We start from the raw sequence: 26,976 nt of genomic DNA on the forward strand, positions 1-26,976 counted from the left end.
ACTCCTAGGACTGCGGTGCCGCCTGAACCGCTTTCACAAAGCGGTCAGTGACGAAATCATGATAATCACTGGCCACTTGCGGGATCTTACCTTGCTCTTTGAGGAACGCGGCAGTATCGCGGATAGCTTGATCCACTGGCTGGCCCAGCTGTGTTATCTGTTCAGCCACCGGCAGATAGGTATTGCCCTTCACCAACTCCGGCACTTGCTCGGCGGGTACGCCACTTAAGCGCGCAAGCTGTTTCAAATTTTCTGAGTTTTTAAGCCATTGATTCGGTTGGGCCAAATAAGCTCCTTGGGCAGCTAATGCACTGCGAGCAAAGGCGGTCACCACTTCGGGATGTGCTTGGGCGAAATCTTTGCGCACCACCCAAACATCCAGAGTTGGCGCGCCCCATTGACCCACTTGCGCGGAATCCGTCAGCACCGTGCCAGTTTTGGCTAATTCGTTTACGGCGGGCGCCCAAACATACGCGCCATCAATATCACCGCGTTGCCACGCTGCGGCGATAGCCGGTGGCTGTAAGTTCAGAATCGTGACTTGATCCGGCTTGATGCCCCAATGCTTCAGAGCCGCCAGTAGACTGTAATGAGTGGTGGAGATAAAGGGCACGGCGATACGCTTACCGATTAAATCTTGCGGGGTTTTGATCTCTTTTTTGACGACTAATGCTTCCGAGCTACCCAACTGTGAGGCGAGCAAGAAAACCTCAATCGGGACATTCTGACTGGCCGCAACTGCCAATGGGCTGGAACCGATATTCCCGATCTGCACATCACCCGAGGCCAGCGCCCTGACCACACTGGAGCCGCTATCAAATTTGCGCCAATCGACCTTAGCACCGGAAAGCTTGGCAAAACTGTTATCCGCCTGAGCGACCTTGGCCGGTTCGGCAGAAGTTTGGTAGGCCACCGTCACATCGACAGCATGCGCACTGACCGCCACCAATGACAGAGCCAACAGCGCGCTACCGGGCCGTAAGAAGCCGCGAATGGCGGCGGCAATGTTTGCAGAAGATAAACGTGCAGAAGATAAGCTTGTAGAAGATAGGATTACCGCCATGGTTCACTCCGCTCGGTTAACAATGTCATTCGCTATTATTGCGACCTTTAGCGCACAGGGGCGCTGAGATGACAGTGATACCTGAAGGCGGAATAGAGACAAAGGAATAAAAAATTATTCTTTATTCCTTTATGTGATAACAAATTAACTCACGAGCGGATCATTATCTACAACAAATAGTTAACTAAAGGGATAATTCGCCTTTGAGGAAAATGCGAGATTCACCGGAGATAACCGTGCGATCTCCGGCTAACGTGCAGAATAACTCGCCACCTCGCGCCGATATCTGGCGGGCATGGAGGGACGACCTGCCCAACCGAGCCGCCCAATAGGGCATTAATGTGCAATGGGCCGATCCAGTCACCGGGTCTTCATTGCTGCTCAGGGTAAAGTAGCGCGAAACAAAATCGACCTCATCACCCGGTGCCGTCACAATGACACCACGGCCAGCGAAAGCAATGAGCGCAGCAATATCCGGCTGTAATTGCTGAACCTGTTGCTCATTCTCCAGCACTACCAGCAGAGATTTTGCTTGCCATACTTGTTGAATATCAACAGCTAGCAAGGTTTTCAACTGCACCGAAATCGCGATTTTCTCTGGCGGCAATGTGGGGAAGTTCAGCGACAACCGACTGAAGTTATCGGCATCGCGTTTGACATGTAAATCACCGCTGGCGCTACGAAAACAGATATCGTGCAAACCGGGATTAATCACATTGAACATCACATGCGCCGCCGCCAAGGTGCCGTGACCGCATAAATCCACTTCACGTTCGGGCGTAAACCAACGAATAGCCGATTTATCTCCTTCATCCCAGACAAAACTGGTTTCCGGCAAATTGATCTCGGCGGCGATACTTTGCATCTGTTCTGTCGACAGCGGCTTTTTCAGCAGATACACACCCGCCGGGTTACCAGATAATCCGCTGCCGATAAACGCATCAACATGGAAATAGTTATAAGCCATCAATAGCTCCCATGATCGTACTCTAAATAATTCGAGTTGCAGGCCGGCGGCAATTGAGTAAATCCCCCGGAGTCTACTGACTTTAAGGTCAACAACCAGTAAGTGACTGGGGTGACAAATCGGCCGCGAACCGAGTCATAAAAACAGCCAACGCGCATGCAGCTTGCAGTATGACGAGTATTGTCAGTGCCAAATAAGTAGTACACAGGCCGCTGTCAGCAACCCCATCGAGATATTAAAAGTAAACCAGGCCCGGCGGCTGCGCAGCAAACGGCCAATCAAAGTACCAAAACCCAGCCAAATAATACCGGCCACCAGATTCACCATAAACATGCCAAGGCTTATCATTAAGATGGAATGATTATAAGCCGCACCCGCCATACTGAAACTGGCGACTGACCCTAATCCCATCAGCCAGGCTTTTGGGTTAAGGAACTGCAATAGCCAACCCTGATACAATCGCAGCGGTTTTGGCGGGACGACATTGGTTTCTAATTTTTCATAGGCCGAAGTGGCAATTTTCCATGCCAACCACAGCAGATAAAGACTGCCGAGAATTTTCAGGATTAAATGCAGGGAAGGATAAACTAATATCAGGCCGCCGACACCAAATGCCACCAGCAACAGCATACTCTGCATGCCCAACATAATGCCTAACATCAACCAGATAGAGCGCATAAAACCGAAGTTGGCCCCGGCTGAGGTTAATAACATATTGTTTGGGCCAGGGGTAATTGCAGCAACCCAGAGAAAACCTACCATTGAAAGAAATAAACTCAGTTCCATGAGACGGGTGCCTCTCACCCAAAATGATGCGCGATATACCCATGAAGCTAACAGTGTGCTATTGATCACACAAGAGCAATGACATGATTTCCATTCACCATATGCATGAAATATTTCGTCCGCTGGCCGGTGCCAGTAACCCACATCTACAAACGCTGCTGCCCCGTTTGGTCAGGCGGCGCGTACAACTGCAACCTTTTTGGCAACGGCTGGAACTGCCCGATGGGGATTTTGTCGATCTGGCCTGGAGTGAAAACCCTGAGCTGGCGCGCGATAAGCCCAGAGTGGTGCTATTCCATGGGTTGGAAGGAAATTTTTATAGCCCTTATGCCCATGGGTTACTGCGCGCCTGGCAAGACCGAGGGTGGCTGGGTGTGGTGATGCATTTTCGTGGATGCAGTGGTGAGCCAAATCGCAAGTCACGCATTTATCACTCCGGTGAAACAGAGGATGCCCGCTTCTTTCTGCGCTGGTTGCGGGAAAGTTATGGTCAGGTACCCACCGCCGCGGTTGGCATCTCTTTAGGGGGCAATATGTTGGCCCTCTATTTAGCTGAACAAGGGCAGTTAGCTCAACAAGAGCAAGAGAGTTTATTAGAGGCAGCCGTGGTGGTTTCTGCACCGCTGATGCTAGAACCTTGTGCTGACCGCATGGAGCAAGGTTTCTCTCGGGTTTATCAGCGCTATTTGTTGAACCAACTCAAATTAAATGCCACCCGTAAGCTACTGCATTACCCCGGCAGTCTGCCGTTGGATCTGACTCAATTGAAAGGACTGCGGCGAATCAGAGAGTTTGATGATGTCATAACGGCTAGAATACATGGCTTCAATGATGCGTTGGATTATTATCGGCGTTGTAGCGCTTTACCTAAGCTGTCACAAATTAAGACGCCGCTGCTTATCATTCATGCCAAAGATGATCCATTCATGACCGCCGAGGTTATCCCGAATCTCAACGAGTTACCGGACAATATTGCTTATCAGCTCACAGAGCACGGCGGCCATGTCGGTTTTGTCGGCGGCTCCTTAAAACACCCACAAATGTGGCTGGAACAACGTATTCCAGCCTGGCTTTCCCCCTATTTGGAGCAATCATCATGATGATCCCTTGGCAACAAGTCGACAGTGAAACACTGGATAATCTGCTGGAAGCCTTTGTGCTACGTGAAGGCACAGATTACGGCGAGCATGAGCGCTCATTGACCCAAAAAGTCGAAGACGTCCGCCGTCAGTTGGTCAGTGGTGAGGCTGTTTTGGTCTGGTCCGAGTTACACGAGACCATCAATATTATGCCGCGCGGTGCATTTCGAGCCGGTGCCGAAGAGTTGCCATAATCCTCGCCGGATCACGACACTCGCCGAGTAAAATCAGAGTGACAAGCCGGACAATTTGCCCTAAAAATAGCCCTTAGCCCTAAAAAAATCAGCCATTAGCGCTAAAAAACAGCCAATTTCAGCCTGTCCACTGAGGATCTAACCCCATGGAGTTACAGCTAATATGTCAACTAAACATCCGGTTATAGCCGTCACCGGCTCAAGTGGCGCAGGGACGACGACAACCAGCCTGGCGTTCCGCAAAATTTTTCAGCAATTGAATATTCGCGCGGCGCAAATTGAGGGCGATAGCTTCCACCGCTATACCCGCCCAGAAATGGATACCGTCATCCGTAAGGCACGGGATCAAGGGCGTCATATCAGCTATTTTGGCCCAGAAGCCAATGACTTTGGTCAGTTAGAAGACAGTGTGGAAGAGTACGGCAAAAATGGCTCGGGGCGTTCACGTAAGTATTTGCACACTTATGATGAAGCTGTACCTTATAACCAAATTCCGGGCACTTTCACCCCTTGGGAGGCGCTGCCAGAACCCACCGATGTATTATTTTATGAAGGGCTGCACGGCGGAGTCGTGACCGAGCATCATGATGTGGCAAAACATGTAGATTTACTGGTCGGCGTGGTGCCCATCGTCAACCTGGAGTGGATTCAAAAATTAGTCCGGGATACCGGTGAGCGCGGCCATTCCCGTGAGGCGGTGATGGATTCCGTGGTGCGTTCCATGGACGATTACATTAGCTACATTACGCCGCAGTTCTCGCGCACCCACATTAACTTTCAGCGCGTGCCGACCGTCGATACCTCAAACCCATTTGCTGCTAAAGCCATTCCCTCACTGGATGAAAGTTTTGTTGTCATTCATTTCCGAGGTTTGGACCAAATCGATTTCCCCTACTTATTGGCAATGCTGCAAGGGTCTTTTATCTCCAATATCAACACGTTGGTTGTCCCCGGCGGGAAGATGGGGCTGGCAATGGAGCTGATTATGGCCCCGCTGGTGCAGCAATTGCTGGAAGGCAAGAAGATCGGATAATTCTTCTGTCTTGGAGCTGCAGGTAGGCGGTTAGCAACTCTGCAGCTGCAAGGGCGAAGGATTTATTTAGGCGATTTCGCGGATCTCAAAACTGTGGGTAATAGTCGCCGCTTTCCCCAACATCAAAGAAACCGAGCAATATTTCTCTGCTGAAAGCTCAACTGCACGCTCAACGATTTTATCAGTCAACCCTTTGCCGCTGACAATAAAATGCAGGTTAATTTGGGTAAACAGGCGCGGTGCTTCTTCCCGGCGCTGCGAGGTTAATGTCACTTCGCAATCGCGCACATCGTTGCGCCCCTTTTGCAAAATGGAAACGACATCAATTGCGCTACAGCCCCCCGCCGACATTAACAACATTTCCATCGGGCTAGGGGCTTTATCTCCTGCATTTCCATCCATTAAAACTTGATGACCAGATGCGGATTCACCTAAAAATGTCAGCCCCTCAACCCACTTTACACGTGCTTGCATAACTCATGCTCCCGGTTAAATTTTCTCATTCAGACTACCCTTTCATTTACAAACTGGCAATGTAACCCGATGTTCATCATGCTGAAGCGATACAACACAAGACACCGACCTCATCCTGTGCTACAAACAGAACCGAAAGTGTTGTATTTAGAATTAAATAGGGTAGCTTCTCAATACTCAGTGAAGGGTTTCTACTCGGTACGCATCTTGGCTATACCTTTCGGCAGTTGAGCAAATTAATATGCTAAATGAAAGTGTATTTTATAAGCACGCCGTACAGGGAACTCTGAGCCCTGTTAAGTTAGGCTGCGATAACAACAGAGGATAACAGCGAATGGTTCTCGGCAAGCCACAAACAGACCCGACTCTCGAATGGTTCCTGTCTCATTGCCATATCCACAAATATCCATCGAAAAGTACGCTAATTCACCAAGGTGAAAAAGCCGAAACGCTTTACTACATCGTGAAAGGCTCCGTTGCGGTGCTTATCAAAGATGAAGAAGGTAAAGAGATGATTCTCTCCTATTTAAACCAGGGAGATTTCATCGGCGAGCTTGGATTATTTGAAGAAGGCCAAGAACGTAGTGCTTGGGTTAGGGCAAAAACCGCCTGTGAAGTGGCTGAAATTTCTTACAAAAAATTCCGTCAGCTGATTCAGGTTAATCCAGATATCTTGATGCGCCTGTCGTCACAAATGGCGAATCGCTTACAGATAACATCTGAGAAAGTGGGTAACCTCGCCTTCCTGGATGTCACTGGGCGCATTGCACAAACGCTGCTTAATCTGGCAAAACAACCGGATGCCATGACCCACCCAGATGGGATGCAGATAAAGATTACCCGCCAGGAAATTGGTCAAATAGTTGGCTGTTCCCGCGAAACTGTGGGGCGGATACTAAAAATGCTAGAAGATCAAAATCTGATCTCCGCGCATGGTAAAACGATTGTCGTTTACGGCACTCGTTAATTCCCTATAAACTGGTGCCGATACCCTCGGCACCAGTTTTCTTCTATACCCGTTATACTTCAAGCTGCATGTGTGTTGGCTGCTTTCACTACTCGGCCCGTCCATGGGCCTCGCCTCTGCGAGGCCGCTGCAAGCAGCGTTCAAATCTGCTCCCGGCAGATTTGTCACCCCAGTCACTTACTGGTCGTTGACCTTAAAGTAAATAGGCTCTTGGGGACTCGCTCAATTGCCGCCTTCTGGGTATATGTTATGTAATTAATAAATCTCTGGGGCCTATATGAATTGGCAACGGCTTATTTATCATCCTGAAGTCAATTATGCACTCCGCCAGACACTTGTTCTCTGCTTGCCGGCGGCATTGGGGTTCGCGATAGGCGAATTGCGGTTGGGGTTGATGTTCTCCCTGATACCCGCCTGCTGTAATATTGCAGCGCTAGATACCCCCCATCAACATTTCTTCCAGCGACTGATTGTCGGCGGGGCTATCTTTACTTTCAGTAGTTTTCTGACTCAACAACTACTGCTGTGGGATATTCCATTACCTGCGGTGATGCTTGGCTTGGCATTAATATTGGGTGTCAGTGGCGCTATCAGCCAGCTCAATGGCCGCCTGCTCCCCGCCGCACTTATCGCCGCTATTTTTAGCCTCAGCATGGTAGGCCGTACGCCTATCTGGCAAGCGCCATTGATGTGTGCCGTGGGGACTCTCTGGTATGGCCTATTTACCTGGCTATGGTTCCGGTTATGTAAAGACCAGCCGATCCGTGAGCCATTGAGTCAGCTTTATCATTTGTTGGCCGATTATTGTGATGCTAAATACAGTTTGTTGGGTCAACATGTGGCGCTAGAAAAGGCAATACCGCCGTTGCTTGACCGGCAACAAGGTATAATGGACAAGATTAATCAGATTTATCAGCAATTTAACTTGATAGACAATGCCACTAAAAAAGAGCGGAAACGGCTATTGAACTTGTTTCAGATGGCGCTCGATTTACAGGAACACATCACCGCGGCAGTGAGTCAGTCAGAAAAAACGCAAGAGTTAATTGACCAAAGCCCGATAGAGAAAGTCCTTAAGCGCAATATGCAGGTTATCTCGACGCAAATGCGCACCATCGCCGATGATATTCTCTATCATCACCGAGCGAAAAATCATTTCAGTGCAGATGATGCGCTGGTCGAACTGGAAGAGATTGCCCAGCAGCATCCGGATAACCCAGCGGCACAATTCTTCTATTACCATATCAGCCATGTTACCCAAATCCTGAGCGACCAACGCCCGCAGTATGAACGCACTTTGATGTCCAGCCAGCTATCTCAGCCGTTCTGGCCAGCACTCACCAGCTATTTATCTTTTAAATCCAGTGCCTTGCGGAATGCCGCTCGCCTTGGCGTCACTTTGGCCGCCGGCAGTTACATCGGTACCTTGATTCATCTGCCTAAACCTTATTGGATTTTGCTCACCGTGATGCTGGTCACACAAAACGGCTATAACGCCACTAAAATTCGAATTCATCACCGCGCCCTTGGCACCCTGATTGGGCTGTTACTCGCGGCAGCTTTGCTGCATTTTCAAATGCCGGAAGGCACCACGCTAAGCATTATGTTGCTTATCACCCTGGGGGCCTATCTGGTTCAACGCAAAAACTATGGCTGGTCGGTCATTCTCAGAACCATCACTACGGTCTATATCTTGCAGTTATTGACCGGCGAAGGTGCGGACTTTTTAATCCCGCGATTGTTAGATACGTTAATCGGCTGTGCATTGGCCTTTGCCAGTACATTGTGGCTATGGCCGCAGTGGCAAAGCGGTTTACTGCGTAAAAATGCGCATCAAACGCTGGAAAGTTATCAGAGAATCCTGCGCATCCTGTTGAAACCTAATCCGAATATTGAGCAACTGTCGTTTGAGCGCATCCACGTGAACAAAGCCAGCAACGCCGTCCTCAGTTCACTGAAAGAAGCTATGCAGGAGCCGGGGTTCAACTCAGAATATCTGGCGGACATGCGTCTGTGGGCCACCCATAGCGAACTTATTGTCGGGAATATCAATGAGATGACTATACTGACGCGGGCTTATCCATTGGCAGAGTCACCGGCAGAATCAGATAAACACCACATTCAGCTGACGGTTAGGTTGGCGGAAGAGTATTTACAGCTCTGTGAAATGGCGATTCAACAATGTCAGCAACGGCTAGAGTCAGATACCCGTGAGGGGAATAACGATTTTGTTCAAATGCCAGATAGAGATACTGATACGCAAATCTCTGAACTTGAACGTAATTTACGGCGTATTTTGTCTCATTTGAGTGTGATGCATACCGTTTCATCGCTGGCATGGCAGCAACAGCCGCACCATGGTATTTGGCGTAGCCGGAAACTGCGGGGGACGGCATCGTAAAAAAGAGAGGCAAAAAACCTCTCCACAATCCGTTGACAAAAATACGATTTAACCTTTGACCAGGCTGGTAACCGCCCTTTCTAAACGCGCCATACCTTGCTGGATATCTTCGGGTTCAATCACCAACGAAGGCGCTAACCGTAATACATCTGGCCCGGCATTAAGAATCATTAAACCATTCGCTGCTGCTGCCGTCAGGAACTCCCGCGAGCGACCATGATATTGCGGCGTTAATTGTGCCCCTATCAGTAGCCCCATGCCGCGGATGTCATCAAACACCTGATACTTACTGTTAATCTCTTGCAAAGCCTGCACAAACAGGCCGTGGCGCTGTTCAATGCCATCAAGTACCTCTGGAGTATTAATCACATCCAGCGCGGCCTCTGCGACCGCACAGGCCAGTGGGTTCCCCCCATAGGTAGTGCCGTGGGTTCCTACCGCCATCACCGAGGCAATTTCTTCAGTCGTCAGCATCGCGCTGACCGGGAACCCGCCGCCTAACGCTTTAGCCGTGGTGAGGATATCTGGCGTCACGCCGTAGTGCATATAAGTAAACAGCTTACCACTGCGCCCCATACCGCTTTGCACTTCATCAAACACCAGCAGCGCTTTGTGTTGATCACACAGCGCGCGCACACCTTGCAGAAACTCTGGTGTCGCGGAGGTAATGCCCCCTTCCCCTTGAATAGGTTCCAGCACCACCGCACAAGTGTGGTCGTCCATGACCGCTTTTACCGCAGCCAGGTCATTAAACGGCACATGGATAATATCGGCCGGTTTCGGGCCAAAACCATCGGAGTACTTGGGTTGCCCACCGACCGATACAGTAAACAGCGTGCGACCATGGAATGCATTATGGAAAGCAATGATTTTAGTTTTATACGGGCTGTGGCGTTCAATAGCGTAATGACGGGCTAACTTAAATGCCGCCTCATTCGCCTCGCCACCGGAATTGGCAAAAAACACGCGGTCAGCAAAGGTCGCCGCAATCAGTTTTTGTGCCAAACGTAGGGCGGGTTCATTGGTGAATACATTACTGGTATGCCATAACATTTCACCTTGCTGATGTAATGCCGCCACCAGCGCCGGATGGCAATGACCGAGTGCTGTAACCGCAATTCCACCTGCAAAATCAATGTATTCCGTGCCTTGTTGATCCCACACGCGGCTACCTTTCCCTTTGACCGGAATAAACTGCGCGGGTGCATAAACAGGCAAAATAACCTGGTCGAATGTACTGCGAGTCACTGCTAATTTATCTGCCATTGCACTGTCCAATCTGAGAAAATATTGAGCCGCCAATTACTGACGAGTGAGAATATAATCACAAAATATGCATAAAAAATCAAAATCAAGCAAACAAAAAATTAACCAATAGAGAAAATGCAATTCAACCAATTAATTTTTAAGGAAATTATCCAATAATTGATGGCCTTGTTCGCTGAGGATACTTTCCGGATGGAACTGCACGCCCTCCAGTGGCAAAGTGCGATGGCGGATGCCCATAATTTCATCCATCACGCCGTTTTGTTCAGTCCATGCGGTCAGCTCAAAACAATCAGGTAGAGAGTCAGTAGCAATCACTAAAGAGTGGTAGCGGGTCACAGTAAGCGGCTGATTAAGCCCACGAAAGACACCCTGACCATTATGGCGAATTGCTGTGGTTTTACCGTGCATCACTTGCCGCGCCCGCACGATACGTGCGCCAAAAGCCTGCCCAAGCGCCTGATGGCCCAGACAGACGCCCAATATGGGCAATTTACCGGCAAAATGACGGATCGCGGCCACAGAAATCCCGGCCTCATTGGGGGTGCAGGGGCCGGGCGAAATCACCAAATGGGATGGTGATAATCTTTCAATATCAGCTAGTTGTACTTCATCATTACGTTTAACAACCACTTCCGCGCCCAGCTCACAAAAATACTGGTAAAGGTTGTAGGTAAACGAATCGTAATTATCGATCAATAACAGCATATTTAACCTAACTGACTAAGTTGGTAGATTGTAATGCACTTTGGTGGCAATAAAAGAGTCATCAAATCTTGTAGGGATAAAGGTCACCAGTTCCCCTACTTTTAACTGAGCAAGTCCCACCAAGATGGCCTTATCTCTTTTATCTATAAAAAATTGCCCGGCATAATTACCATCAACAGCTTTTATTGATACTAAATCGCCCTGAATTGATGATATTGCACCACGTATACGTTCACTAAATTGTGCATGAGTATGCCAGTTTTTAATATTGAGTTGAGGAATTTCATGGACTCCCGCCGCGAGATTTTTATACTCTGCAACACATTGGATAGAACAAAGTGCAGTCAATGACGCATGACTATTCACCAAAGTAATGGCTTTGAGATTTGAAGGGTTGATTGCTTCAATCAATATCAAACACTCATTATAAAAATTGATGACTTTATTCAAGTATGCGGGTGTGCCATAAAGACTTTTTGAGTACCAGACTGGCTCATGATGAGCAATTCTATTCCGTAATCGGTTAACATTTCTTAGAATATTAATCAGTTGCGGGTGCTTCATTTTTCTACCGGGGAATGCATGGTAAAGTAAGTCCGGCCACAGTCGTAAAGATTGATCGGCATTTATGTCATGGGACTGACACAAATGGCTCCACACCCCAAAGGTTAATTCTGGTATTAAATTATCCGCAGTGAGCTCTATTCCCCTCTTTTCCAACTTATTTGCTGCCGATACTATTGCAACCTTGGTATCTTTATATTGATTATCGGTGGCTGAATCATAGAAATTCTTAAGCCACATAGGGTCGAATGCAGCATCAATTTCAGCCGCATTCTTACCCTGTTGCTTTAGGCGTTCTCTGAATAAGGATTCATAGCCCGAACAGAGGCCATTGCGAAGAGAGACTTCCAGTATTTGTAGTACAGGCAACAGTTCGGCGCATACTCGCTTATTCCAGATATACATACCGAGACATTCCGATATATCAGTTGTTTCAAAACAACGCTCATATGTCGCAATACGTTTTCCTGATATTGACTCAATAATACGTTCAACTGACATACATAATATCCAGTAATATATTTTGTTATTTCAATTTGTTAACGTTAATCTCCAGAGCGCTACATTTAAAGATTTATTATTGGTTCCTCAGAACTGACTCGCAACAATACCCTGACTAAGGTAGCAACTTGACAGCACCTATTGACTCTGTAATTTACGCGCTATATAGTCCCTCTCGTACCAATGAACCAAGGTACAACTTGATAGGCACATAGGGTAGGAAACTATGCCTTTGTAGCCGACAGATATTCGGGATAACCCGCCTTAATGGCGGGTTTTCTCGTTTTAGAGACTAGGTCATTGCAGTGTTTTTAACGCTTGCGCCCACCAGTAATTGACCCCAAAACACCACGCAAAATTTGTCGGCCCAGATCGCGCGCCATACTTTTGGCGGCAGTCTGGACAATACCATCGCGCTTGCCGCCACGCGGCCCGGTAGAGCCAAACAGCAAATCATTCAGCCCATCCATCAAACCGCCGCCATGAGCATCTGGTTGCTGAGGTGCCGCCTCCCTACCCGAAGCCGCATCTCCCAAGGTTGAGGAGCCACCGGCAGACAATTTCTCATAAGCTGACTCGCGATCCACCATCTCTTCATAGCGGCCATATAGCGGCGAATGATTAATGGCGTGATTACGTGCAGTGGCATCCAGCGCGCCCATTTTGGATTGTGGGGCAATCACCATGGCACGCTCAACAATATTGGGCCGCCCTTTCTTATCAAGGAAAGAAATAAGTGCCTCGCCGACACCCAGCTCAGTAATCGCCTGTTCAGCACTGAATGCCGGGTTCGCGCGCATGGTTTGCGCAGCGGATTTCACCGCCTTTTGATCCCGTGGAGTAAAAGCACGCAAAGCATGCTGCACACGGTTACCCAATTGGCCGAGGATTTTATCGGGAACATCCAATGGATTTTGTGTCACAAAATAGATGCCGACCCCTTTTGAGCGAATCAACCGCACCACTTGTTCAACTTTATCCACCAGCGCCGCCGGGGCATCAGTGAATAATAAATGGGCTTCATCAAAGAAAAAAACCAATTTTGGTTTATCGACATCACCGACTTCCGGCAGTTGCTCGAACAGTTCGGCTAACAACCACAGCAGGAAAATGGCATAGAGTTTAGGTTGATTAATCAGCCGATCAGCGGCCAATAGATTGATAACACCTTGCCCATTACTGTCAGTTCGCATCAAATCGTGAATATCCAGCATCGGCTCACCAAAAAATTGATTAGCACCCTGCTGTTCTAAGGTCAGTAAACCGCGCTGGATAGCGCCTACCGAGGCGGGCGTAATATTGCCGTATTGGGTGCGGAACTGCTTGGCATTGTCGCCAACGAATTGCACGATGGCGCGCAAATCTTTCATGTCTAACAGCAGCAAATTATTGTCGTCGGCAATTTTAAACACTAATTGCAGTACGCCACTTTGCACTTCATTGAGATCAAGCAGACGCCCCAGTAGCAGCGGGCCAAGATCAGAAATGGTGGCCCGGATGGGATGGCCTTTTTCAGCGAAAATATCCCAAGGTACAATCGGGCAAGCTTGGGGTTGCCAGTCAGTGACGCCAATTGCCGTCAGTCTTGCTTGCAGTTTTTCTGATTCAATACCTTCCGCGCCAATACCGGATAAATCGCCTTTCACATCGGCCAGAAATACCGGTACGCCAATACGGGAAAACTGCTCAGCCATTTTTTGTAATGTGACCGTTTTACCGGTACCGGTCGCGCCGGTAATCAGCCCATGACGGTTTGCCAATGCCGATAAAATCACTAAATCCTGTGCTGGCTGCGCCTTCGCGATAAGCAATGCTTCACTCATGAACCTTTCCCCCAAGCTAAGACAGATAATTGATTATATGCAACCTGTTGATTAATTTCTGATGGGATGGGATTTTTAGGAGATAAACCAGCTTTCGGGGATGAAAGCTGGTTGCAGCAATTAAGGTAAAACTTTCGCCGACAGAATGGTGATAGGTTTCACTGGCACATTCTGATACGGGCCGACGTTTTCAGTCTGAACCTGGGAGATTTTCTCTACCACATCCATCCCCTTAACCACTTTACCGAACACGGCATAGCCAAAATCGCGCTGGCCGTGATCGAGGAAAGCATTGTCTGCCACGTTGAGGAAGAACTGGCTGGTGGCGCTGTCTTTATCTGCGGTGCGGGCCATGGAGATAGTGCCACGCAGGTTACGCAAGCCGTTATCCGCTTCATTTTTGATGGGGGTTTTAGCCGTTTTTTGTTTGAAATCGGCTGTAAAACCTCCGCCCTGAATCATAAAACCGGGGATAACGCGGTGGAATATGGTGTTGTTGTAATAGCCGTTGTTGACATAATCAACGAAATTCTGCGTTGAAACCGGTGCCTTCTGGCTATTGAGTTCCAACTCAATATTCCCAACCGACGTCGTTAACAACACATGAGGTTCACCGGCAGCCAAAGCAGCGGGTGCCACGGCGCTTAGAGAGCAAAGTGCGATGAAGGTCACTAAAGTACGTTTAAACATTAACGGTTCCTTTCTGTGGGATGCGAACAACGGAAAAACGCTTTGATTCTAAAGACCTGACCCACGCAATGCCACCCATTTACGGTTATTTATGTTACAGAATGCGCATTTTCGCTGAAAACTCACCGCATCAGCAGTGAAATAGCGTAATGGCGATTAATTAATCATATTAACCCCTCTACCAAATCCTAGCCGACAGTGAAATTCTGTAACCGGGATCACGTCTTGCTTATTTTCTTACTCTCAAACTGCCATTTTTGCGAGCAGCATCCCATTTTGTTTTTGGTTAATCGTTAGTCTTTCCTCTCAAATGAGAGCGCTCTCATTTCTAATTTATTCATTTGGAGGCCAAATATGAAAACCTTTAAAATTACCATTATTGGTGGCGGCAGTAGCTATACCCCAGAATTAGTTGATGGATTAATTCAGCGGATTGACCAGTTACCGGTCACGGAACTGGCGCTGGCTGACGTCGAGTTAGGCCGTCAAAAAGTGGAAATTATTGCTGCACTGACCCGCAGAATGCTGGATCGCCACGGGCTGGAGCGCGTGAAAGTTAGTGTTCACTTCTCCCTGGATACCGCAATCGAAGGTGCCAGTTTTGTTCTGACACAATTCCGGGTTGGCCAACTCCCAGCACGGGCAGCAGATGAGCGCTTGGGTCTGAAATATAACTTGCTCGGGCAGGAGACGACTGGTGTCGGCGGTTTTGCCAAAGCGCTACGCACTATTCCGGTAATGCTGGATATTGCGGCTAAAGTTGAGAAACTGGCACCAGATGCTTGGATAATTAACTTTACTAACCCCGCCGGTATCGTCACCGAAGCGGTAACCCGCTATAGCAAAGCGAAAATTATTGGCCTGTGTAATGTTCCAATCAGCATGCACCACATGATTGCAAAACTACTGGATGCGCCTTATGAAGATATCCAACTGCGCTTCGCCGGGCTTAATCATATGGTGTGGGTGCATGAAGTATTGCAGCAGGGTAAAAATGTCACCGCAGATGTGCTGAACATGCTGTGTGACGGCGCTTCACTGACCATGAACAACATCAAGGAAGCACCATGGCCGCCGGAATTTCTGCGGGCAATGGGCGCAATTCCTTGCCCATATCATCGCTATTTCTACCAGACTCAAGATATGCTGGCAGAAGAGCAGGCCGCTGCCGCTGAACGTGGTACCCGCGCAGAGCAGGTGATGCAGGTAGAAAAAGAGTTATTTGATCTGTACGCTGACCCCCATCTGGACAGCAAACCGGAGCAATTGAGTTTCCGGGGCGGATCATTTTATTCTGAAGTAGCACTGGAACTTATTCGTGCAATTCATAATAATTTAGGAACGCAACTTGTAGTGAATACCACAAACCGTGGTGCGATTCGTGGCTTGTCTGATGGTTCCGTGGTAGAAACCAACTGTATTGTTGATGCACAAGGTGCTCATCCGCTCACTTTCGGGCCTTTGCCGGTGTCAATGCACGGGCTAACTCAGCAAGTCAAAGCCTATGAGCGCCTGACGATTGAAGCGGCAGTTCACGGTGATCGCCGCAGTGCTCTGCTGGCATTAGTGACCAATCCGCTGATTGGCAACGCCAGCATTGCTCAGCCACTGCTGGAAGAGGTTTTACAGGTCAATAAACCTTACTTGCCGCAGTTCGCAGATTTGTAACATTAACTCATTTTATTACCCACAGTAATTGGAGTTGCAGTTCCCCCTGCAACTTCAAATATGAAAGGGACTGGAGCAAGATGATGGTCACACTGGAAGACGTCGCGGTATTAGCCGGGGTTTCCCGCGCTACAGTATCCCGCGTGGTCAACGGTGATACCAATGTCAAAGCGCAGACGCGCGAAAAAGTCGAACAGGCGGTCGCGGTATTGGGCTATACCCCTAACCCTGCCGCACGGGCACTGGCCTCCAGCCAAAGTCATACCTTGGGGCTAGTGACCACCTCTTATCGCGGCGGCTTTTTTGGTGCATTGATGGATTGTGTCCAAACTGAAGCTGAATCTCAGGGTAAACAGCTATTAGTCACTCAAGGGCGGGATAATGCAGATAAAGAATGGCAAGCTATCCAGCGCCTGTATAACTTACGCTGCGATGGTTTAATCTTGCATGTCCGTTTTCTCAGTGATGAGAAGCTGCATCAGTTGGCAGCGGCTGGGCGCTCATTTGTGTTATTGGATAGGCTGGTTCCCGGTCTGGAAGCCCGTTGTGTTACTTTTGATCATCGTCGCGCCAGCCAAATGGCAGCACAGGCATTGATTGATGCCGGCCATCGCCATATTGCTTGTATCAGTGGCTCCGCACAGCGCCATTCCAGTGAATTACGCCGTCAGGGTTTTCTTGATGCTATGCAATTAGCCGGTTTAGAGCCGGTGGCCTGTGTAGAAGGGGTTTATGACTTGGAAAGTGGTCATCAGCGCGCCGATGAAATCCTCAGCCGCCCCAATCTCCCCACCGCCATTTATTGTTGCAACGAAGAAATGGCCATCGGCGCTTTGTTGGCTATCAATAAGCACCATTTACAAGTACCGCAGGATATTTCATTGCTTTGCTATGACAGCGGCGAACGCGCCCCATTTGTCCGCCCGGCCTTGACCAGCTTGCATTTCCCCATTGTAGAAATGGCGCGACATGCAACTCAATTGCTAATTAACCCGTTGATTCCCAACGCCAGTTTCCCACCGGCGATTATCATGCGCGAGTCAGTTATGCCGCCCAAGAAGTAGCTTTTCTGCCAACTCATACAGTACCCGACCACCTTCCTTGCTATCACGACGCTTACTACCACGATACTTACTACCACATCCGTCTTAGTCGCGCTCAAAGCGCGCTCACATCCCGGTCATATTCAGAATATTTATCCTCTGGCTCACTCCCGAACTGTGACACATCACAATTATTATCAATGACATTTCATAAATTACATTAAAAGTTGAATGTAAATCACAAAAAATCACTATGCCTATGCTAGGATCCGCGGCCTCAGTAGTGAAACTGGTTTGAACGCTTTCTATAAATGTTCTTACTATTATTGTTTAAATATTATGCTGACACAGGCCCCATCTATGAATAACAGCAATCGCCTTCGACTCACTTGGATCAGTTACCTTTCATACGCGCTGACCGGTGCGTTAGTTATTGTCACCGGGATGGTGATGGGAAATATCGCAGAGTATTTCAATCTGCCTATTGCCAGTATGAGTAACACATTCACTTTCCTTAACGCCGGTATTTTGATCTCTATCTTCCTGAATGCTTGGTTGATGGAAATCATTCCATTAAAACGTCAGTTAGTGTTTGGTTTTATTCTGATGTTAATTGCTATTGCCGGATTAATGGTTGGCCATAATCTGATGGTCTTCTCCATCAGCATGTTCATTCTAGGGGTTGTCAGCGGGATAACTATGTCGATCGGGACATTCCTGGTCACCCATATGTATGAAGGGCGTCAGCGCGGTTCTCGCCTGCTGTTCACCGACTCATTCTTCAGCATGGCTGGGATGATTTTCCCGGTCGCCGCAGCAATGCTGCTGGCGCGCCATATTGAATGGTACTGGGTTTATGCTTGCATCGGCCTACTGTATGTCGGTATTTTCGTGCTGACATTGTGCTCTGAATTCCCGGTTCTTGGCCACAAAGCCACTGACCAGAGCAAGCCGGTGGAGAAAGAAAAATGGGGCCTTGGCGTATTATTCCTGGCGATTGCTGCACTGTGTTATATCCTCGGCCAACTCGGTTTCATCCAGTGGGTGCCGGAATATGCCACCAAAAACTTCAACATGGATATCAATCAGGCGGGCCAATTGGTCAGTAACTTCTGGATTTCCTACATGATTGGGATGTGGGCATTCAGCTTTATCCTGCGCTTCTTTGACCTACAGCGCATCGTGACCATACTGGCTGCGCTGGCGACATTGGCGATGTACATGTTTGTCAGCACCAATAACCCAGAGCACCTGAGCTACTACATTCTGGCGTTAGGTTTTGTTTCCAGTGCTATTTACACCACCTTGATTACATTGGGTTCACTGCAAACCAAAGTGTCTTCGCCAAAACTGGTGAACTTCATTCTGACCTGCGGCACCGTCGGCACCATGCTGACTTTCGTGGTCACTGGCCCGATTGTGGCTAACAGTGGTGTTCATGCCGCGCTGGCAACCGCCAATGGTTTGTATCTGACCGTGTTTGTGATGTGTCTGATTCTGGGCTTCTTCACTAAGCACCGCAGCCACGGCCATACAACCAACTGATTTAGCTGTTTTATTGCCCTGCCGCCATCTCGGTTGCAGGGCAATCACTGTTTTTTTATTTAAAGCTAACTATTTCTTCCTGCCCTAAATATATCCGACTTTCTGTCGGTTGCGTCTTGGCGATCACCACGCCATGGCGAATAGAATAATGCACCGGTACCTGTCGCCGTACAGCATCAAAACCATTGTCGGCGGGCAGAATAATCACGTTAGCGCTATTCCCCGGCTGCAAACCATAATCCGACAAATTCAACGTTCTGGCGCTGTGGGTGGTGATCAAATTCAGCCCATCATTGATTTGGCCATAGCCCATCAACTGACAGATATGTAATCCCATATGCAGCACCTGCAACATATTGGCGGTGCCCAGTGGATACCACGGGTCGAACACATCGTCATGACCGAAACAAACATTAATCTCTGCCGCCAGCATCTCTTTCACCCGAGTAATACCGCGCCGCTTGGGATAAGTGTCAAAGCGCCCTTGCAAGTGAATATTTACCAGCGGGTTAGCAACAAAATTAATGCCGGACATTTTCAGCAGACGGAATAACCGCGAGGTATAAGCGCCATTATAAGAGTGCATCGCCGTGGTATGGCTGGCGGTCACCCGTGCGCCCATGTTCTCCCGGTGCGCCAATGCCGCCACCGTTTCGACAAAGCGCGACTGTTCATCATCAATTTCATCACAATGAACATCCACCAGCCGCTGATATTTCTGCGCCAATGCAAAGGCAATATGCAGCGATTCGACGCCATATTCACGAGTAAATTCAAAATGAGGAATCGCGCCAACCACATCAGCGCCTAGCCGCAGCGCCTCTTCCAGCAGTGCGGCCCCCTCGGGATAAGAGAGAATTCCCTCTTGTGGGAAGGCCACAATCTGCATATCCACCCACGGACTGACTTCTTCTTTGACTTCCAACATCGCGCTCAAAGCGGTCAAACTGGGGTCAGAAACATCAACATGGGTGCGAACATGCTGAATTCCATTGGCTATTTGCCATTTTAAGGTTTGCCAGGCGCGCTGTTTAACATCCTCGCGAGTCAGTAGCGCTTTGCGCTCAGCCCAGCGCTCAATGCCCTCAAACAAGGTGCCGGATTGATTCCAACTGGGCTGCCCGGCAGTTTGAGTGGTATCCAGATGAATATGCGGCTCAATAAATGGCGGCAAAGCCAGCCCACCTTGTGCATCCAATATCCCCTCACCGGCGACGGTCTGCTCCGGTTGTGGCGCAATCGCGGTGATTTTGCCGTCTGCAATGGTTATCTGCCACAGCCCCGTTTGCCCACTAAGGCGGACATTATTGATAGTGTTTAATAAATGAGGGATTAAAGATTTGCCCGCCATAAAGGCCTCCATGATTGTTTTTCATTATTACCCTTTAGCTTACCCGACCCATCTCCCCTCGCCCGATTTTCTTTTAATAAAACACCGTTTTATTTTAATAAATCAAAAAACCAAAACTGAAACCATTCAGCTAAACATGAATGAAATCCACAACTTATAAAAAACGTTAAAAATCAGCCATCTACCACCTTAGAGGTATATAGGGAGCAAATTGATTTACATCAATAAGTGCGCCGTGCGGAAGATTAAGGTGAGGGTAGAAAATTAAAAATTGAGGCAAAAATGAGCAAAGTCAAGCTTGCCATCATCGGCAACGGCATGGTCGGCCACCGCTTTATTGAAGACTTATTAGATAAAGCAGATAAAGACCAATTTGAGATAACCGTATTTTGCGAAGAACCGCGCATCGCTTATGACCGGGTTCATCTTTCTTCTTATTTCTCCCACCACACTGCGGAAGAACTGTCACTGGTTCGCGAAGGTTTTTATGAAAAGCACGGCGTCAATGTGCTGGTCGGCGAACGCGCGATTACCATCAATCGTAAAGAGAAAGTCATCCATTCCAACAGCGGCCGTACTCTGTATTACGACAAGCTGATTATGGCGACGGGCTCTTATCCGTGGATCCCGCCGATTAAAGGCAGCGAAGGGCAAGATTGCTTTGTTTACCGCACCATTGAAGACTTAAATGCCATTGAAGCTTGCACCCGTCGCAGCAAACGCGGGGCGGTGATCGGCGGCGGGTTATTAGGATTGGAAGCGGCTGGCGCACTGAAAAGCCTCGGCGTTGAAACTCATGTCATTGAATTTGCACCCGTATTGATGGCTGAACAGCTTGATCCCATGGGCGGTGACCAACTGCGCCAGAAGATTGAGCGCATGGGCGTCCGAGTTCACACCGGCAAAAATACGCAAGAAATTGTCCATAGCGGGCAAAACAGCCGCAAAACTATGCTGTTTGCTGATGGTTCGCAGCTGGAAGTCGATTTTATCGTCTTTTCCACCGGCATCCGTCCACAAGACAAACTGGCCCATCAATGCGGTTTAGCCACAGCACGCCGTGGTGGTATTGCTATCAATGATAATTGCCAGACCTCTGATCCGGATGTGTACGCCATTGGCGAATGCGCATCATGGCAAGAGCGGACTTTCGGGCTGGTTGCGCCGGGTTACAAAATGGCGCAAGTGACCGCCGACCATTTATTGGGCCGTGAAAATGCTTTCCACGGCGCGGACATGAGCGCCAAGCTCAAACTACTGGGGGTAGATGTCGGCGGAATTGGTGATGCCCATGGCCGCACTGAAGGCGCGCGCAGTTATGTCTATCTGGATGAAAGTAAAGAGATTTACAAGCGTTTGGTAGTCAGTGCCGACAACAAAACCCTGCTCGGGGCAGTGCTGGTGGGCGATACCAGCGATTACGGCAATCTGCTGCAATTGGCACTGAACAATATTGAGCTACCGGAAAATCCAGACAGTCTGATTTTACCGGCTCATGCCGGTAGCAAACCGGCGATGGGGGTCGACTCCCTGCCGGACAGTGCGCAAATCTGCTCCTGTTTTGATGTCACCAAGGGCGATATTATTCAGGCTATCGGCCAGGGCTGCCATACCGTGGCGGCGCTGAAATCGGCTACCAAAGCCGGTACCGGCTGCGGCGGCTGTATTCCACTCGTCACCCAAGTGTTAAATGCCGAACTCAGCAAGCAAGGTATTGAAGTTAATCATCATTTATGTGAGCACTTTGCCTATTCGCGCCAAGAGCTATACCACCTGATTCGCGTTGAACAGATTAAAAATTTCGATGCCTTGCTGGAAAAATACGGCAAAGGTTACGGCTGCGAAGTCTGTAAACCGACGGTCGGCTCACTGCTGGCATCCTGCTGGAATGAATATGTCTTGGAACCGCAACATACCCCGTTGCAAGACACCAACGACAACTTCCTCGGCAATATCCAAAAAGACGGCACTTACTCGGTTATCCCGCGCTCACCGGGTGGGGAAATCACCCCTGACGGCTTGCTGGCCATAGGCCGCATCGCCAAAGAATATAATCTCTACACCAAACTGACTGGCTCACAGCGCGTCGGGATGTTTGGCGCGCAAAAAGACGACCTGCCCGCTATCTGGGCGCAGTTGATTGAAGCGGGCTTTGAGACCGGACACGCCTATGCCAAAGCCCTGCGCATGGCAAAAACCTGTGTCGGTAGCACCTGGTGCCGCTTTGGCGTGGGTGACAGCGTTGGCTTTGGTGTGGCGCTGGAACACCGTTATAAGGGCATCCGCACACCACACAAAATGAAATTTGGTGTCTCCGGCTGTACCCGTGAATGTTCTGAAGCACAGGGCAAAGATGTCGGGATTATTGCCACCGAAAATGGCTGGAACTTGTATGTTTGCGGTAACGGCGGCATGAAACCTCGTCATGCGGATTTACTGGCAGCGGATCTGGACGAAGAAACCCTGATGCGCTATCTCGACCGCTTTATGATGTTCTATATCCGCACCGCCGATAAGCTGCAACGCACCTCGGTGTGGCTGGAAAGTCTGGAGGGCGGCATTAATTACCTGCGCGCCGTTATTCTCGACGACAAACTGGGCATTAATGATCAGCTCGAAACTGATATTGCCCGTCTGCGCGACAAAGTCGTCTGCGAATGGAAAGTCACCGTGGAAAACCCTGCGGCGCAAGTCCGTTTCGCCCACTTTATCAACAGCCCGCTGCGCGACCCCAATGTACAAGTGGTGCGCGAACGCGACCAACATCGCCCGGCCCGCCCGGAAGAACGCATCCCAGTCCGGATGCTGGAACTGGAGGAAAACCTATGAGCCAGTGGATCCCACTTTGCCCATTAAATGACATTTTGCCCGGTAGCGGCGTATGCGGTCTGATTGGCGAGCATCACGTCGCGGTCTTCCGGCCTTATACCGACGAACATGTTTTTGCTATCAGCAATATTGACCCCTTTGCTCAGGCCAGCGTGTTGTCGCGTGGATTAATTGCAGAACATCAAGGTGACTTGTGGGTGGCTAGCCCCCTGAAAAAACAGCATTTTCGCCTGCATGATGGTTTATGTCTGGAAGATGAATCTCGCTCAGTGACCCATTACGACGTGCGGGTTCGTGACGGCATAGTGCAAGTCAAAGCGTAATAGATAACGGGTTCTGGCAAATGCCGGATGCTGATAAAAATAACTTCAATTATCCCCAAGGATATTGGCGTCGCAGCAAACACTGCTGCGGCGTCGAGAGCTAGGGGACTGGGATAGAATATGTATACAGACACCATCAACAAATGCGCGGCCAATGCGGCCCGAATCGTCAAACTGGCGAAAGAAAGCCCGCTGGGCTTTTGGATTGGTTCGGCAATGGCCGGTGCCTATGTCGGCCTTGGCATTATTCTGATTTTCACACTGGGTAACCTGATTGACCCGGCTTACCGCCCATTAGTGATGGGAGCCACCTTTGGTCTGGCGTTGACCTTGGTGATTATTGCCGGCTCTGAATTGTTTACCGGTCACACCATGTTCCTGACCTTTGGTGTCAAAGCCGGCACCATCAAATCCAGCCAAATGTGGGCAGTTTTACCACAAACCTGGCTGGGGAATTTGTTGGGTTCTGTTTTTGTCGCCCTGCTCTATTACTACGGCGGCGGCAATTTGCTGTCCGTTGACACCAGTTTGGTACACACCGCGGCGCTGGCAAAAACCTCTGCGCCCGCTATGACCTTATTCTTCAAGGGTGTATTATGTAACTGGCTGGTTTGTCTGGCAATCTGGATGGCAATCCGCGTAGAGGGTGCTGCCAAATTCATTGCCATCTGGTGGTGTTTGCTGGCCTTTATTGCCTCTGGTTACGAACACTCAGTGGCCAATATGACCCTATTTGCGTTGTCGTGGTTTGGTCATCACAGTGAGGCTTATACCTTAAGCGGCATCGGCCACAACCTGTTATGGGTCACACTGGGCAATACCTTGTCAGGCGTGGTTTTTATGGGGCTGGGCTACTGGTATGCCACCCCACGGGAACAACGCCCACAGCCAGCGGCCATCAATGCGCCACAAGCAGTGCAAGAGTGAGTTATACGAGGTCGATTGATAGCTCAGTGAGTGAAGAGTTTACCGCACCGAGGGGCACTCCGGCGACTTACGTCGCTACGACCCCAACGGCACGATTCCCCTTCAATTGACTTTATCAGCAGTCTGATACCCGAATTCACCAGCTCTTAGGGGCTGATTTTACCCCCTAGCGGCCTCAACCTGAAGGATTGCCCATGGACTACTTCCCGATTTTCTGCCAACTGCAAAACAAAGCCTGCCTGCTGGTCGGTGGAGGTGAAGTGGCCGAACGCAAAGCCCGCTTGTTGCTGGATGCCGGTGCCGCCGTCACCGTCAATGCGTGCGAGTTTACGCCGCAGTTTCATGATTGGGCTGATGAGGGGCGGCTTTCTTTAGTCAGCGGCGAGTTTGTACCCGGGCTATTGGCAGAAAAATGGCTGGTGATTGCCGCAACGGATCAGGTGGCCGTCAATGCTTTGGTTTATCAAAGTGCCAATCAACAGCGGGTGTTCTGCAATGTAGTTGATGACCCGAAACGCACCAGTTTTATCATGCCATCAATCATTGACCGCTCTCCTATCATGATTGCCATCTCCTCGGGCGGTAAAGCGCCAGTATTAGCGCGATTGCTGCGAGAGAAACTCGAGGCCATGCTGCCACAGCATTTGGGGCAGTTAGCACAGTTAGCGGGCAATTTACGCCAGCGGGTGAAACAGCATTTTGCCGCCATGACTGACCGCCGCCGCTTCTGGGAAAAACTGCTGACCCACGACCGGCTGGCGCAATCACTGGCGAATGAGGATCAGGTGCAAGTCGAGCAGCATGTTGAGCAACTGTTCAATACGCCACTGTCTGACCGCGGTGAAGTGGTGTTGGTGGGGGCCGGGCCGGGCGATGCCGGTTTGCTGACATTGAAAGGTTTGCAGCAGATTCAGCAAGCAGACGTGGTGGTCTATGACCGGCTGGTGTCCGATGAAGTAATGAATTTGGTGCGCCGCGATGCCGAGCGCATTTTTGTCGGCAAAGAGTCTGGCCGCCATAGTGTTCCACAAGATCAAATCAATCAGATTCTTTTGCAGCAGGCGCAGCAGGGGAAACGTGTGGTGCGCTTGAAAGGCGGCGACCCGTTTATTTTTGGCCGTGGCGGCGAAGAACTGGAAACACTGGCAGATTACAATATTCCGTTTTCCGTGGTGCCGGGGATAACAGCGGCGTCTGGCTGCTCAGCCTACAGCGGCATTCCCCTAACTCACCGCGATCACGCCCAAAGTGTGCGGCTGATTACCGGCCACGCCAAGAAAGACAGTCAGTTAGATTGGGCCAATCTGGCGGCAGAAAAGCAAACTCTGGTGTTTTATATGGGGTTATCACAAGCGGGCGAGATTCAGCAGCAATTAATTCGGCACGGCATGCCAGCCACTACGCCAGTTGCTCTGGTCGAGAATGGCACCTCGCGACATCAGCGGGTAGTCAGCGGCGAACTGAGTCAATTGGCACTGCTTTCGCAGCAGGTCAGCAGCCCGAGCTTGATTATTGTCGGCAGTGTGGTCAGTTTGCGCAAAAAACTGAATTGGTTTTCCAGTGCGGAACACGGCAAAGCTGAGGTAAAGGAGCAAATTGAACAGGTGGGTTAAACTGAATTGACTCTGAAGGGGGAGAAATCCCCCTTCGACTGACGCACTGATTGATTCACTTACGGATGGGCAACAAAACCAATCGCTTCATACACTTTTGCCAGCGTTTCTTGTGCGCGAGCACGCGCCTTAGCCGCCCCGTCACGCATCACTTCCTGCAAGAAAGCTTCGTCTTCGCGATATTGATGATAACGCGCCTGTAGCTCGCTCAGCATGCCAGAAACCGCCTCCGCAACCGCACCTTTCAAATGACCATACATTTGGCCTTCAAACTGGGCTTCCAGCTCAGGAACAGGCTGCCCAGTCACACCTGACAAGATATCCAGCAAATTAGAAACACCGGCTTTCTTCTCTGTGTCATAGCGGATAACCGCTGGCTCGTCAGAATCCGTCATCGCGCGCTTAATCTTTTTCACCACAGATTTCGGATCTTCCAGCAATTCGATGACATTATTGCGGTTGTCATCAGATTTGGACATTTTTTTGGTTGGGTCCTGCAAAGACATCACCCGCGCACCGGCTTTAGGAATAAACGGCTCAGGAATTTTGAAGATATCGCCGTACAGATTATTGAATCGGCTGGCAATATCACGGCTCAGTTCCAGATGTTGCTTCTGGTCTTCACCGACCGGCACTTGGTTAGTCTGATACAGCAAAATATCCGCTGCCATCAACACCGGATAATCAAACAAACCGGCGTTAATGTTTTCAGCGTAACGGGCTGATTTGTCTTTGAACTGGGTCATGCGGCTCAGTTCGCCGAAATAGGTGTAGCAGTTCAGCGCCCAGCCCAGTTGGGAGTGTTCTGGCACATGGGATTGAACAAAAATGGTGCTTTTCTTCGGGTCAATACCGCAAGCCAGATACAGAGCCAAGGTGTCCAGAGTTCTTTTGCGTAACAAGGCTGGATCCTGACGAGCCGTGATGGCATGCAAGTCAACAATGCAATAAATGCAATCATAGTCATCTTGCATTTGTACCCACTGACGCAATGCACCCATGTAATTGCCAATAGTCAATTCGCCGGACGGTTGCGCGCCGCTAAATACGATAGGTTTTTGTTTATCGGATACAGCAGATATTTCAGTGGGTTTACTCATT

23 protein-coding genes are annotated in these 26,976 nt (G+C 49.5%); 12 read left to right on the forward strand and 11 right to left on the reverse strand.

Annotation, left to right across the window (positions count from 1 at the left end; genetic code table 11):
• Window positions 1-4: 4 nt before the first annotated feature.
• The 3 genes from tauA to OVO64_RS05535 all read right to left on the reverse strand — a co-directional run bounded on the left by tauA (window position 5) and on the right by OVO64_RS05535 (window position 2,816).
• A complete protein-coding gene (gene tauA, locus OVO64_RS05525) occupies window positions 5-1,063 on the reverse strand; it encodes a taurine ABC transporter substrate-binding protein (protein ID WP_050291819.1) in 1,059 nt (352 codons plus the stop codon).
• Window positions 1,064-1,247: 184 nt separating this feature from the next.
• Complete coding sequence (locus tag OVO64_RS05530; protein WP_145509938.1) at window positions 1,248-2,030, reverse strand: PhzF family phenazine biosynthesis protein; 783 nt, start codon at window positions 2,028-2,030, stop codon at window positions 1,248-1,250.
• Window positions 2,031-2,213: 183 nt separating this feature from the next.
• Entirely contained in the window at window positions 2,214-2,816 is a 603-nt protein-coding gene (locus OVO64_RS05535) for a LysE family translocator (protein WP_050291820.1), read from the reverse strand.
• Window positions 2,817-2,917: 101 nt separating this feature from the next.
• On the opposite strand from OVO64_RS05535, the gene OVO64_RS05540 reads away from it, so the two are divergent.
• The 3 genes from OVO64_RS05540 (at window position 2,918) to OVO64_RS05550 (ending at window position 5,182) form a co-directional block, all read left to right on the forward strand.
• Window positions 2,918-3,916: a hydrolase gene (locus OVO64_RS05540; protein ID WP_038639911.1), complete on the forward strand. Its 999-nt coding sequence runs from the start codon at window positions 2,918-2,920 to the stop codon at window positions 3,914-3,916.
• Window positions 3,913-4,149: a YheU family protein gene (locus OVO64_RS05545; protein WP_038637160.1), complete on the forward strand. Its 237-nt coding sequence runs from the start codon at window positions 3,913-3,915 to the stop codon at window positions 4,147-4,149. Before OVO64_RS05540 ends, OVO64_RS05545 begins: the two co-directional genes overlap by 4 nt.
• 163 nt (window positions 4,150-4,312) lie before the next feature.
• Window positions 4,313-5,182: a phosphoribulokinase gene (locus OVO64_RS05550; protein ID WP_038637163.1), complete on the forward strand. Its 870-nt coding sequence runs from the start codon at window positions 4,313-4,315 to the stop codon at window positions 5,180-5,182.
• Window positions 5,183-5,248: 66 nt separating this feature from the next.
• Here OVO64_RS05550 and OVO64_RS05555 read toward each other — a convergent pair whose 3' ends face one another.
• Window positions 5,249-5,656 carry an OsmC family protein gene (locus tag OVO64_RS05555; protein WP_004875129.1) on the reverse strand — a complete coding sequence of 136 codons (408 nt, stop codon included), beginning with the start codon at window positions 5,654-5,656 and terminating at the stop codon, window positions 5,249-5,251.
• A 334-nt stretch (window positions 5,657-5,990) separates the two neighbouring features.
• Between OVO64_RS05555 and crp the strand changes: the two genes are divergently transcribed.
• Entirely contained in the window at window positions 5,991-6,623 is a 633-nt protein-coding gene (crp, locus tag OVO64_RS05560; RefSeq protein ID WP_002212297.1) for a cAMP-activated global transcriptional regulator CRP, read from the forward strand.
• A gap of 277 nt (window positions 6,624-6,900) precedes the next feature.
• Complete coding sequence (locus OVO64_RS05565; protein ID WP_050291822.1) at window positions 6,901-9,024, forward strand: YccS/YhfK family putative transporter; 2,124 nt, start codon at window positions 6,901-6,903, stop codon at window positions 9,022-9,024.
• Between the two features lie 48 nt (window positions 9,025-9,072).
• Here OVO64_RS05565 and argD read toward each other — a convergent pair whose 3' ends face one another.
• The 5 genes from argD to ppiA form a co-directional block, all read right to left on the reverse strand.
• Window positions 9,073-10,290, reverse strand: a complete 1,218-nt coding sequence (argD, locus tag OVO64_RS05570) for a bifunctional acetylornithine/succinyldiaminopimelate transaminase (RefSeq protein WP_038637171.1) — start codon at window positions 10,288-10,290, stop codon at window positions 9,073-9,075.
• A gap of 132 nt (window positions 10,291-10,422) precedes the next feature.
• Window positions 10,423-10,998 (reverse strand): aminodeoxychorismate synthase component II, encoded by a 576-nt coding sequence (locus OVO64_RS05575; protein WP_145586401.1) that lies wholly within the window; start codon window positions 10,996-10,998, stop codon window positions 10,423-10,425.
• 15 nt (window positions 10,999-11,013) lie between these two features.
• A complete protein-coding gene (locus OVO64_RS05580; RefSeq protein ID WP_145509939.1) occupies window positions 11,014-12,063 on the reverse strand; it encodes an Abi family protein in 1,050 nt (349 codons plus the stop codon).
• Window positions 12,064-12,374: 311 nt separating this feature from the next.
• Window positions 12,375-13,886 (reverse strand): helicase HerA-like domain-containing protein, encoded by a 1,512-nt coding sequence (locus OVO64_RS05585; RefSeq protein WP_145586400.1) that lies wholly within the window; start codon window positions 13,884-13,886, stop codon window positions 12,375-12,377.
• Window positions 13,887-14,006: 120 nt separating this feature from the next.
• A complete protein-coding gene (ppiA, locus tag OVO64_RS05590; RefSeq protein WP_025376626.1) occupies window positions 14,007-14,576 on the reverse strand; it encodes a peptidylprolyl isomerase A in 570 nt (189 codons plus the stop codon).
• Window positions 14,577-14,930: 354 nt separating this feature from the next.
• Between ppiA and OVO64_RS05595 the strand changes: the two genes are divergently transcribed.
• From OVO64_RS05595 to tsgA, 3 genes are all read left to right on the forward strand, one after another.
• Window positions 14,931-16,244, forward strand: coding sequence for a 6-phospho-beta-glucosidase (locus tag OVO64_RS05595; protein ID WP_038637184.1), 1,314 nt, complete (start codon window positions 14,931-14,933; stop codon window positions 16,242-16,244).
• Between the two features lie 83 nt (window positions 16,245-16,327).
• Entirely contained in the window at window positions 16,328-17,308 is a 981-nt protein-coding gene (locus OVO64_RS05600) for a LacI family DNA-binding transcriptional regulator (RefSeq protein WP_038637187.1), read from the forward strand.
• A 339-nt stretch (window positions 17,309-17,647) separates the two neighbouring features.
• Window positions 17,648-18,832 (forward strand): MFS transporter TsgA, encoded by a 1,185-nt coding sequence (gene tsgA, locus OVO64_RS05605; protein WP_038637190.1) that lies wholly within the window; start codon window positions 17,648-17,650, stop codon window positions 18,830-18,832.
• Between the two features lie 55 nt (window positions 18,833-18,887).
• Here tsgA and OVO64_RS05610 read toward each other — a convergent pair whose 3' ends face one another.
• Window positions 18,888-20,195 carry a cytosine deaminase gene (locus OVO64_RS05610; RefSeq protein ID WP_416371388.1) on the reverse strand — a complete coding sequence of 436 codons (1,308 nt, stop codon included), beginning with the start codon at window positions 20,193-20,195 and terminating at the stop codon, window positions 18,888-18,890.
• A 270-nt stretch (window positions 20,196-20,465) separates the two neighbouring features.
• On the opposite strand from OVO64_RS05610, the gene nirB reads away from it, so the two are divergent.
• The 4 genes from nirB to cysG all read left to right on the forward strand — a co-directional run bounded on the left by nirB (window position 20,466) and on the right by cysG (window position 25,875).
• Complete coding sequence (gene nirB, locus OVO64_RS05615; RefSeq protein WP_038637195.1) at window positions 20,466-23,012, forward strand: nitrite reductase large subunit NirB; 2,547 nt, start codon at window positions 20,466-20,468, stop codon at window positions 23,010-23,012.
• Window positions 23,009-23,335 (forward strand): nitrite reductase small subunit NirD, encoded by a 327-nt coding sequence (gene nirD / locus OVO64_RS05620; RefSeq protein WP_038637197.1) that lies wholly within the window; start codon window positions 23,009-23,011, stop codon window positions 23,333-23,335. The genes nirB and nirD overlap by 4 nt, the downstream gene beginning before the upstream one ends.
• A gap of 120 nt (window positions 23,336-23,455) precedes the next feature.
• Entirely contained in the window at window positions 23,456-24,262 is an 807-nt protein-coding gene (gene nirC / locus OVO64_RS05625) for a nitrite transporter NirC (protein WP_145509941.1), read from the forward strand.
• Window positions 24,263-24,456: 194 nt separating this feature from the next.
• The gene (gene cysG, locus OVO64_RS05630; RefSeq protein WP_145509942.1) at window positions 24,457-25,875 is read left to right on the forward strand and encodes a siroheme synthase CysG; all 1,419 of its coding nucleotides are present in this window, start codon (window positions 24,457-24,459) and stop codon (window positions 25,873-25,875) included.
• A 59-nt stretch (window positions 25,876-25,934) separates the two neighbouring features.
• On the opposite strand, the gene trpS is transcribed toward cysG, so the two are convergent.
• A complete protein-coding gene (trpS, locus tag OVO64_RS05635) occupies window positions 25,935-26,975 on the reverse strand; it encodes a tryptophan--tRNA ligase (protein WP_267248660.1) in 1,041 nt (346 codons plus the stop codon).
• Window position 26,976: the final 1 nt, after the last annotated feature.

Origin of the sequence: Yersinia sp. Marseille-Q5920, from assembly GCF_946902935.1 — a bacterium.
GTDB classification, from domain to species: Bacteria; Pseudomonadota; Gammaproteobacteria; order Enterobacterales; family Enterobacteriaceae; genus Yersinia; species Yersinia rochesterensis.

Excerpts from the sequence above, each read along its gene's own strand:
- tauA (WP_050291819.1), bottom strand. The coding sequence starts at position 1,063 with ATGGCGGTAATCCTATCTTCTACAAGCTTATCTTCTGCACGTTTATCT.
- OVO64_RS05530 (WP_145509938.1), bottom strand. The coding sequence starts at position 2,030 with ATGGCTTATAACTATTTCCATGTTGATGCGTTTATCGGCAGCGGATTA.
- OVO64_RS05535 (WP_050291820.1), bottom strand. The coding sequence starts at position 2,816 with ATGGAACTGAGTTTATTTCTTTCAATGGTAGGTTTTCTCTGGGTTGCT.
- OVO64_RS05540 (WP_038639911.1), top strand. The coding sequence starts at position 2,918 with ATGCATGAAATATTTCGTCCGCTGGCCGGTGCCAGTAACCCACATCTA.
- OVO64_RS05545 (WP_038637160.1), top strand. The coding sequence starts at position 3,913 with ATGATGATCCCTTGGCAACAAGTCGACAGTGAAACACTGGATAATCTG.
- OVO64_RS05550 (WP_038637163.1), top strand. The coding sequence starts at position 4,313 with ATGTCAACTAAACATCCGGTTATAGCCGTCACCGGCTCAAGTGGCGCA.
- OVO64_RS05555 (WP_004875129.1), bottom strand. The coding sequence starts at position 5,656 with ATGCAAGCACGTGTAAAGTGGGTTGAGGGGCTGACATTTTTAGGTGAA.
- crp (WP_002212297.1), top strand. The coding sequence starts at position 5,991 with ATGGTTCTCGGCAAGCCACAAACAGACCCGACTCTCGAATGGTTCCTG.
- OVO64_RS05565 (WP_050291822.1), top strand. The coding sequence starts at position 6,901 with ATGAATTGGCAACGGCTTATTTATCATCCTGAAGTCAATTATGCACTC.
- argD (WP_038637171.1), bottom strand. The coding sequence starts at position 10,290 with ATGGCAGATAAATTAGCAGTGACTCGCAGTACATTCGACCAGGTTATT.
- OVO64_RS05575 (WP_145586401.1), bottom strand. The coding sequence starts at position 10,998 with ATGCTGTTATTGATCGATAATTACGATTCGTTTACCTACAACCTTTAC.
- OVO64_RS05580 (WP_145509939.1), bottom strand. The coding sequence starts at position 12,063 with ATGTCAGTTGAACGTATTATTGAGTCAATATCAGGAAAACGTATTGCG.
- OVO64_RS05585 (WP_145586400.1), bottom strand. The coding sequence starts at position 13,886 with ATGAGTGAAGCATTGCTTATCGCGAAGGCGCAGCCAGCACAGGATTTA.
- ppiA (WP_025376626.1), bottom strand. The coding sequence starts at position 14,576 with ATGTTTAAACGTACTTTAGTGACCTTCATCGCACTTTGCTCTCTAAGC.
- OVO64_RS05595 (WP_038637184.1), top strand. The coding sequence starts at position 14,931 with ATGAAAACCTTTAAAATTACCATTATTGGTGGCGGCAGTAGCTATACC.
- OVO64_RS05600 (WP_038637187.1), top strand. The coding sequence starts at position 16,328 with ATGGTCACACTGGAAGACGTCGCGGTATTAGCCGGGGTTTCCCGCGCT.
- tsgA (WP_038637190.1), top strand. The coding sequence starts at position 17,648 with ATGAATAACAGCAATCGCCTTCGACTCACTTGGATCAGTTACCTTTCA.
- OVO64_RS05610 (WP_416371388.1), bottom strand. The coding sequence starts at position 20,195 with ATGGAGGCCTTTATGGCGGGCAAATCTTTAATCCCTCATTTATTAAAC.
- nirB (WP_038637195.1), top strand. The coding sequence starts at position 20,466 with ATGAGCAAAGTCAAGCTTGCCATCATCGGCAACGGCATGGTCGGCCAC.
- nirD (WP_038637197.1), top strand. The coding sequence starts at position 23,009 with ATGAGCCAGTGGATCCCACTTTGCCCATTAAATGACATTTTGCCCGGT.
- nirC (WP_145509941.1), top strand. The coding sequence starts at position 23,456 with ATGTATACAGACACCATCAACAAATGCGCGGCCAATGCGGCCCGAATC.
- cysG (WP_145509942.1), top strand. The coding sequence starts at position 24,457 with ATGGACTACTTCCCGATTTTCTGCCAACTGCAAAACAAAGCCTGCCTG.
- trpS (WP_267248660.1), bottom strand. The coding sequence starts at position 26,975 with ATGAGTAAACCCACTGAAATATCTGCTGTATCCGATAAACAAAAACCT.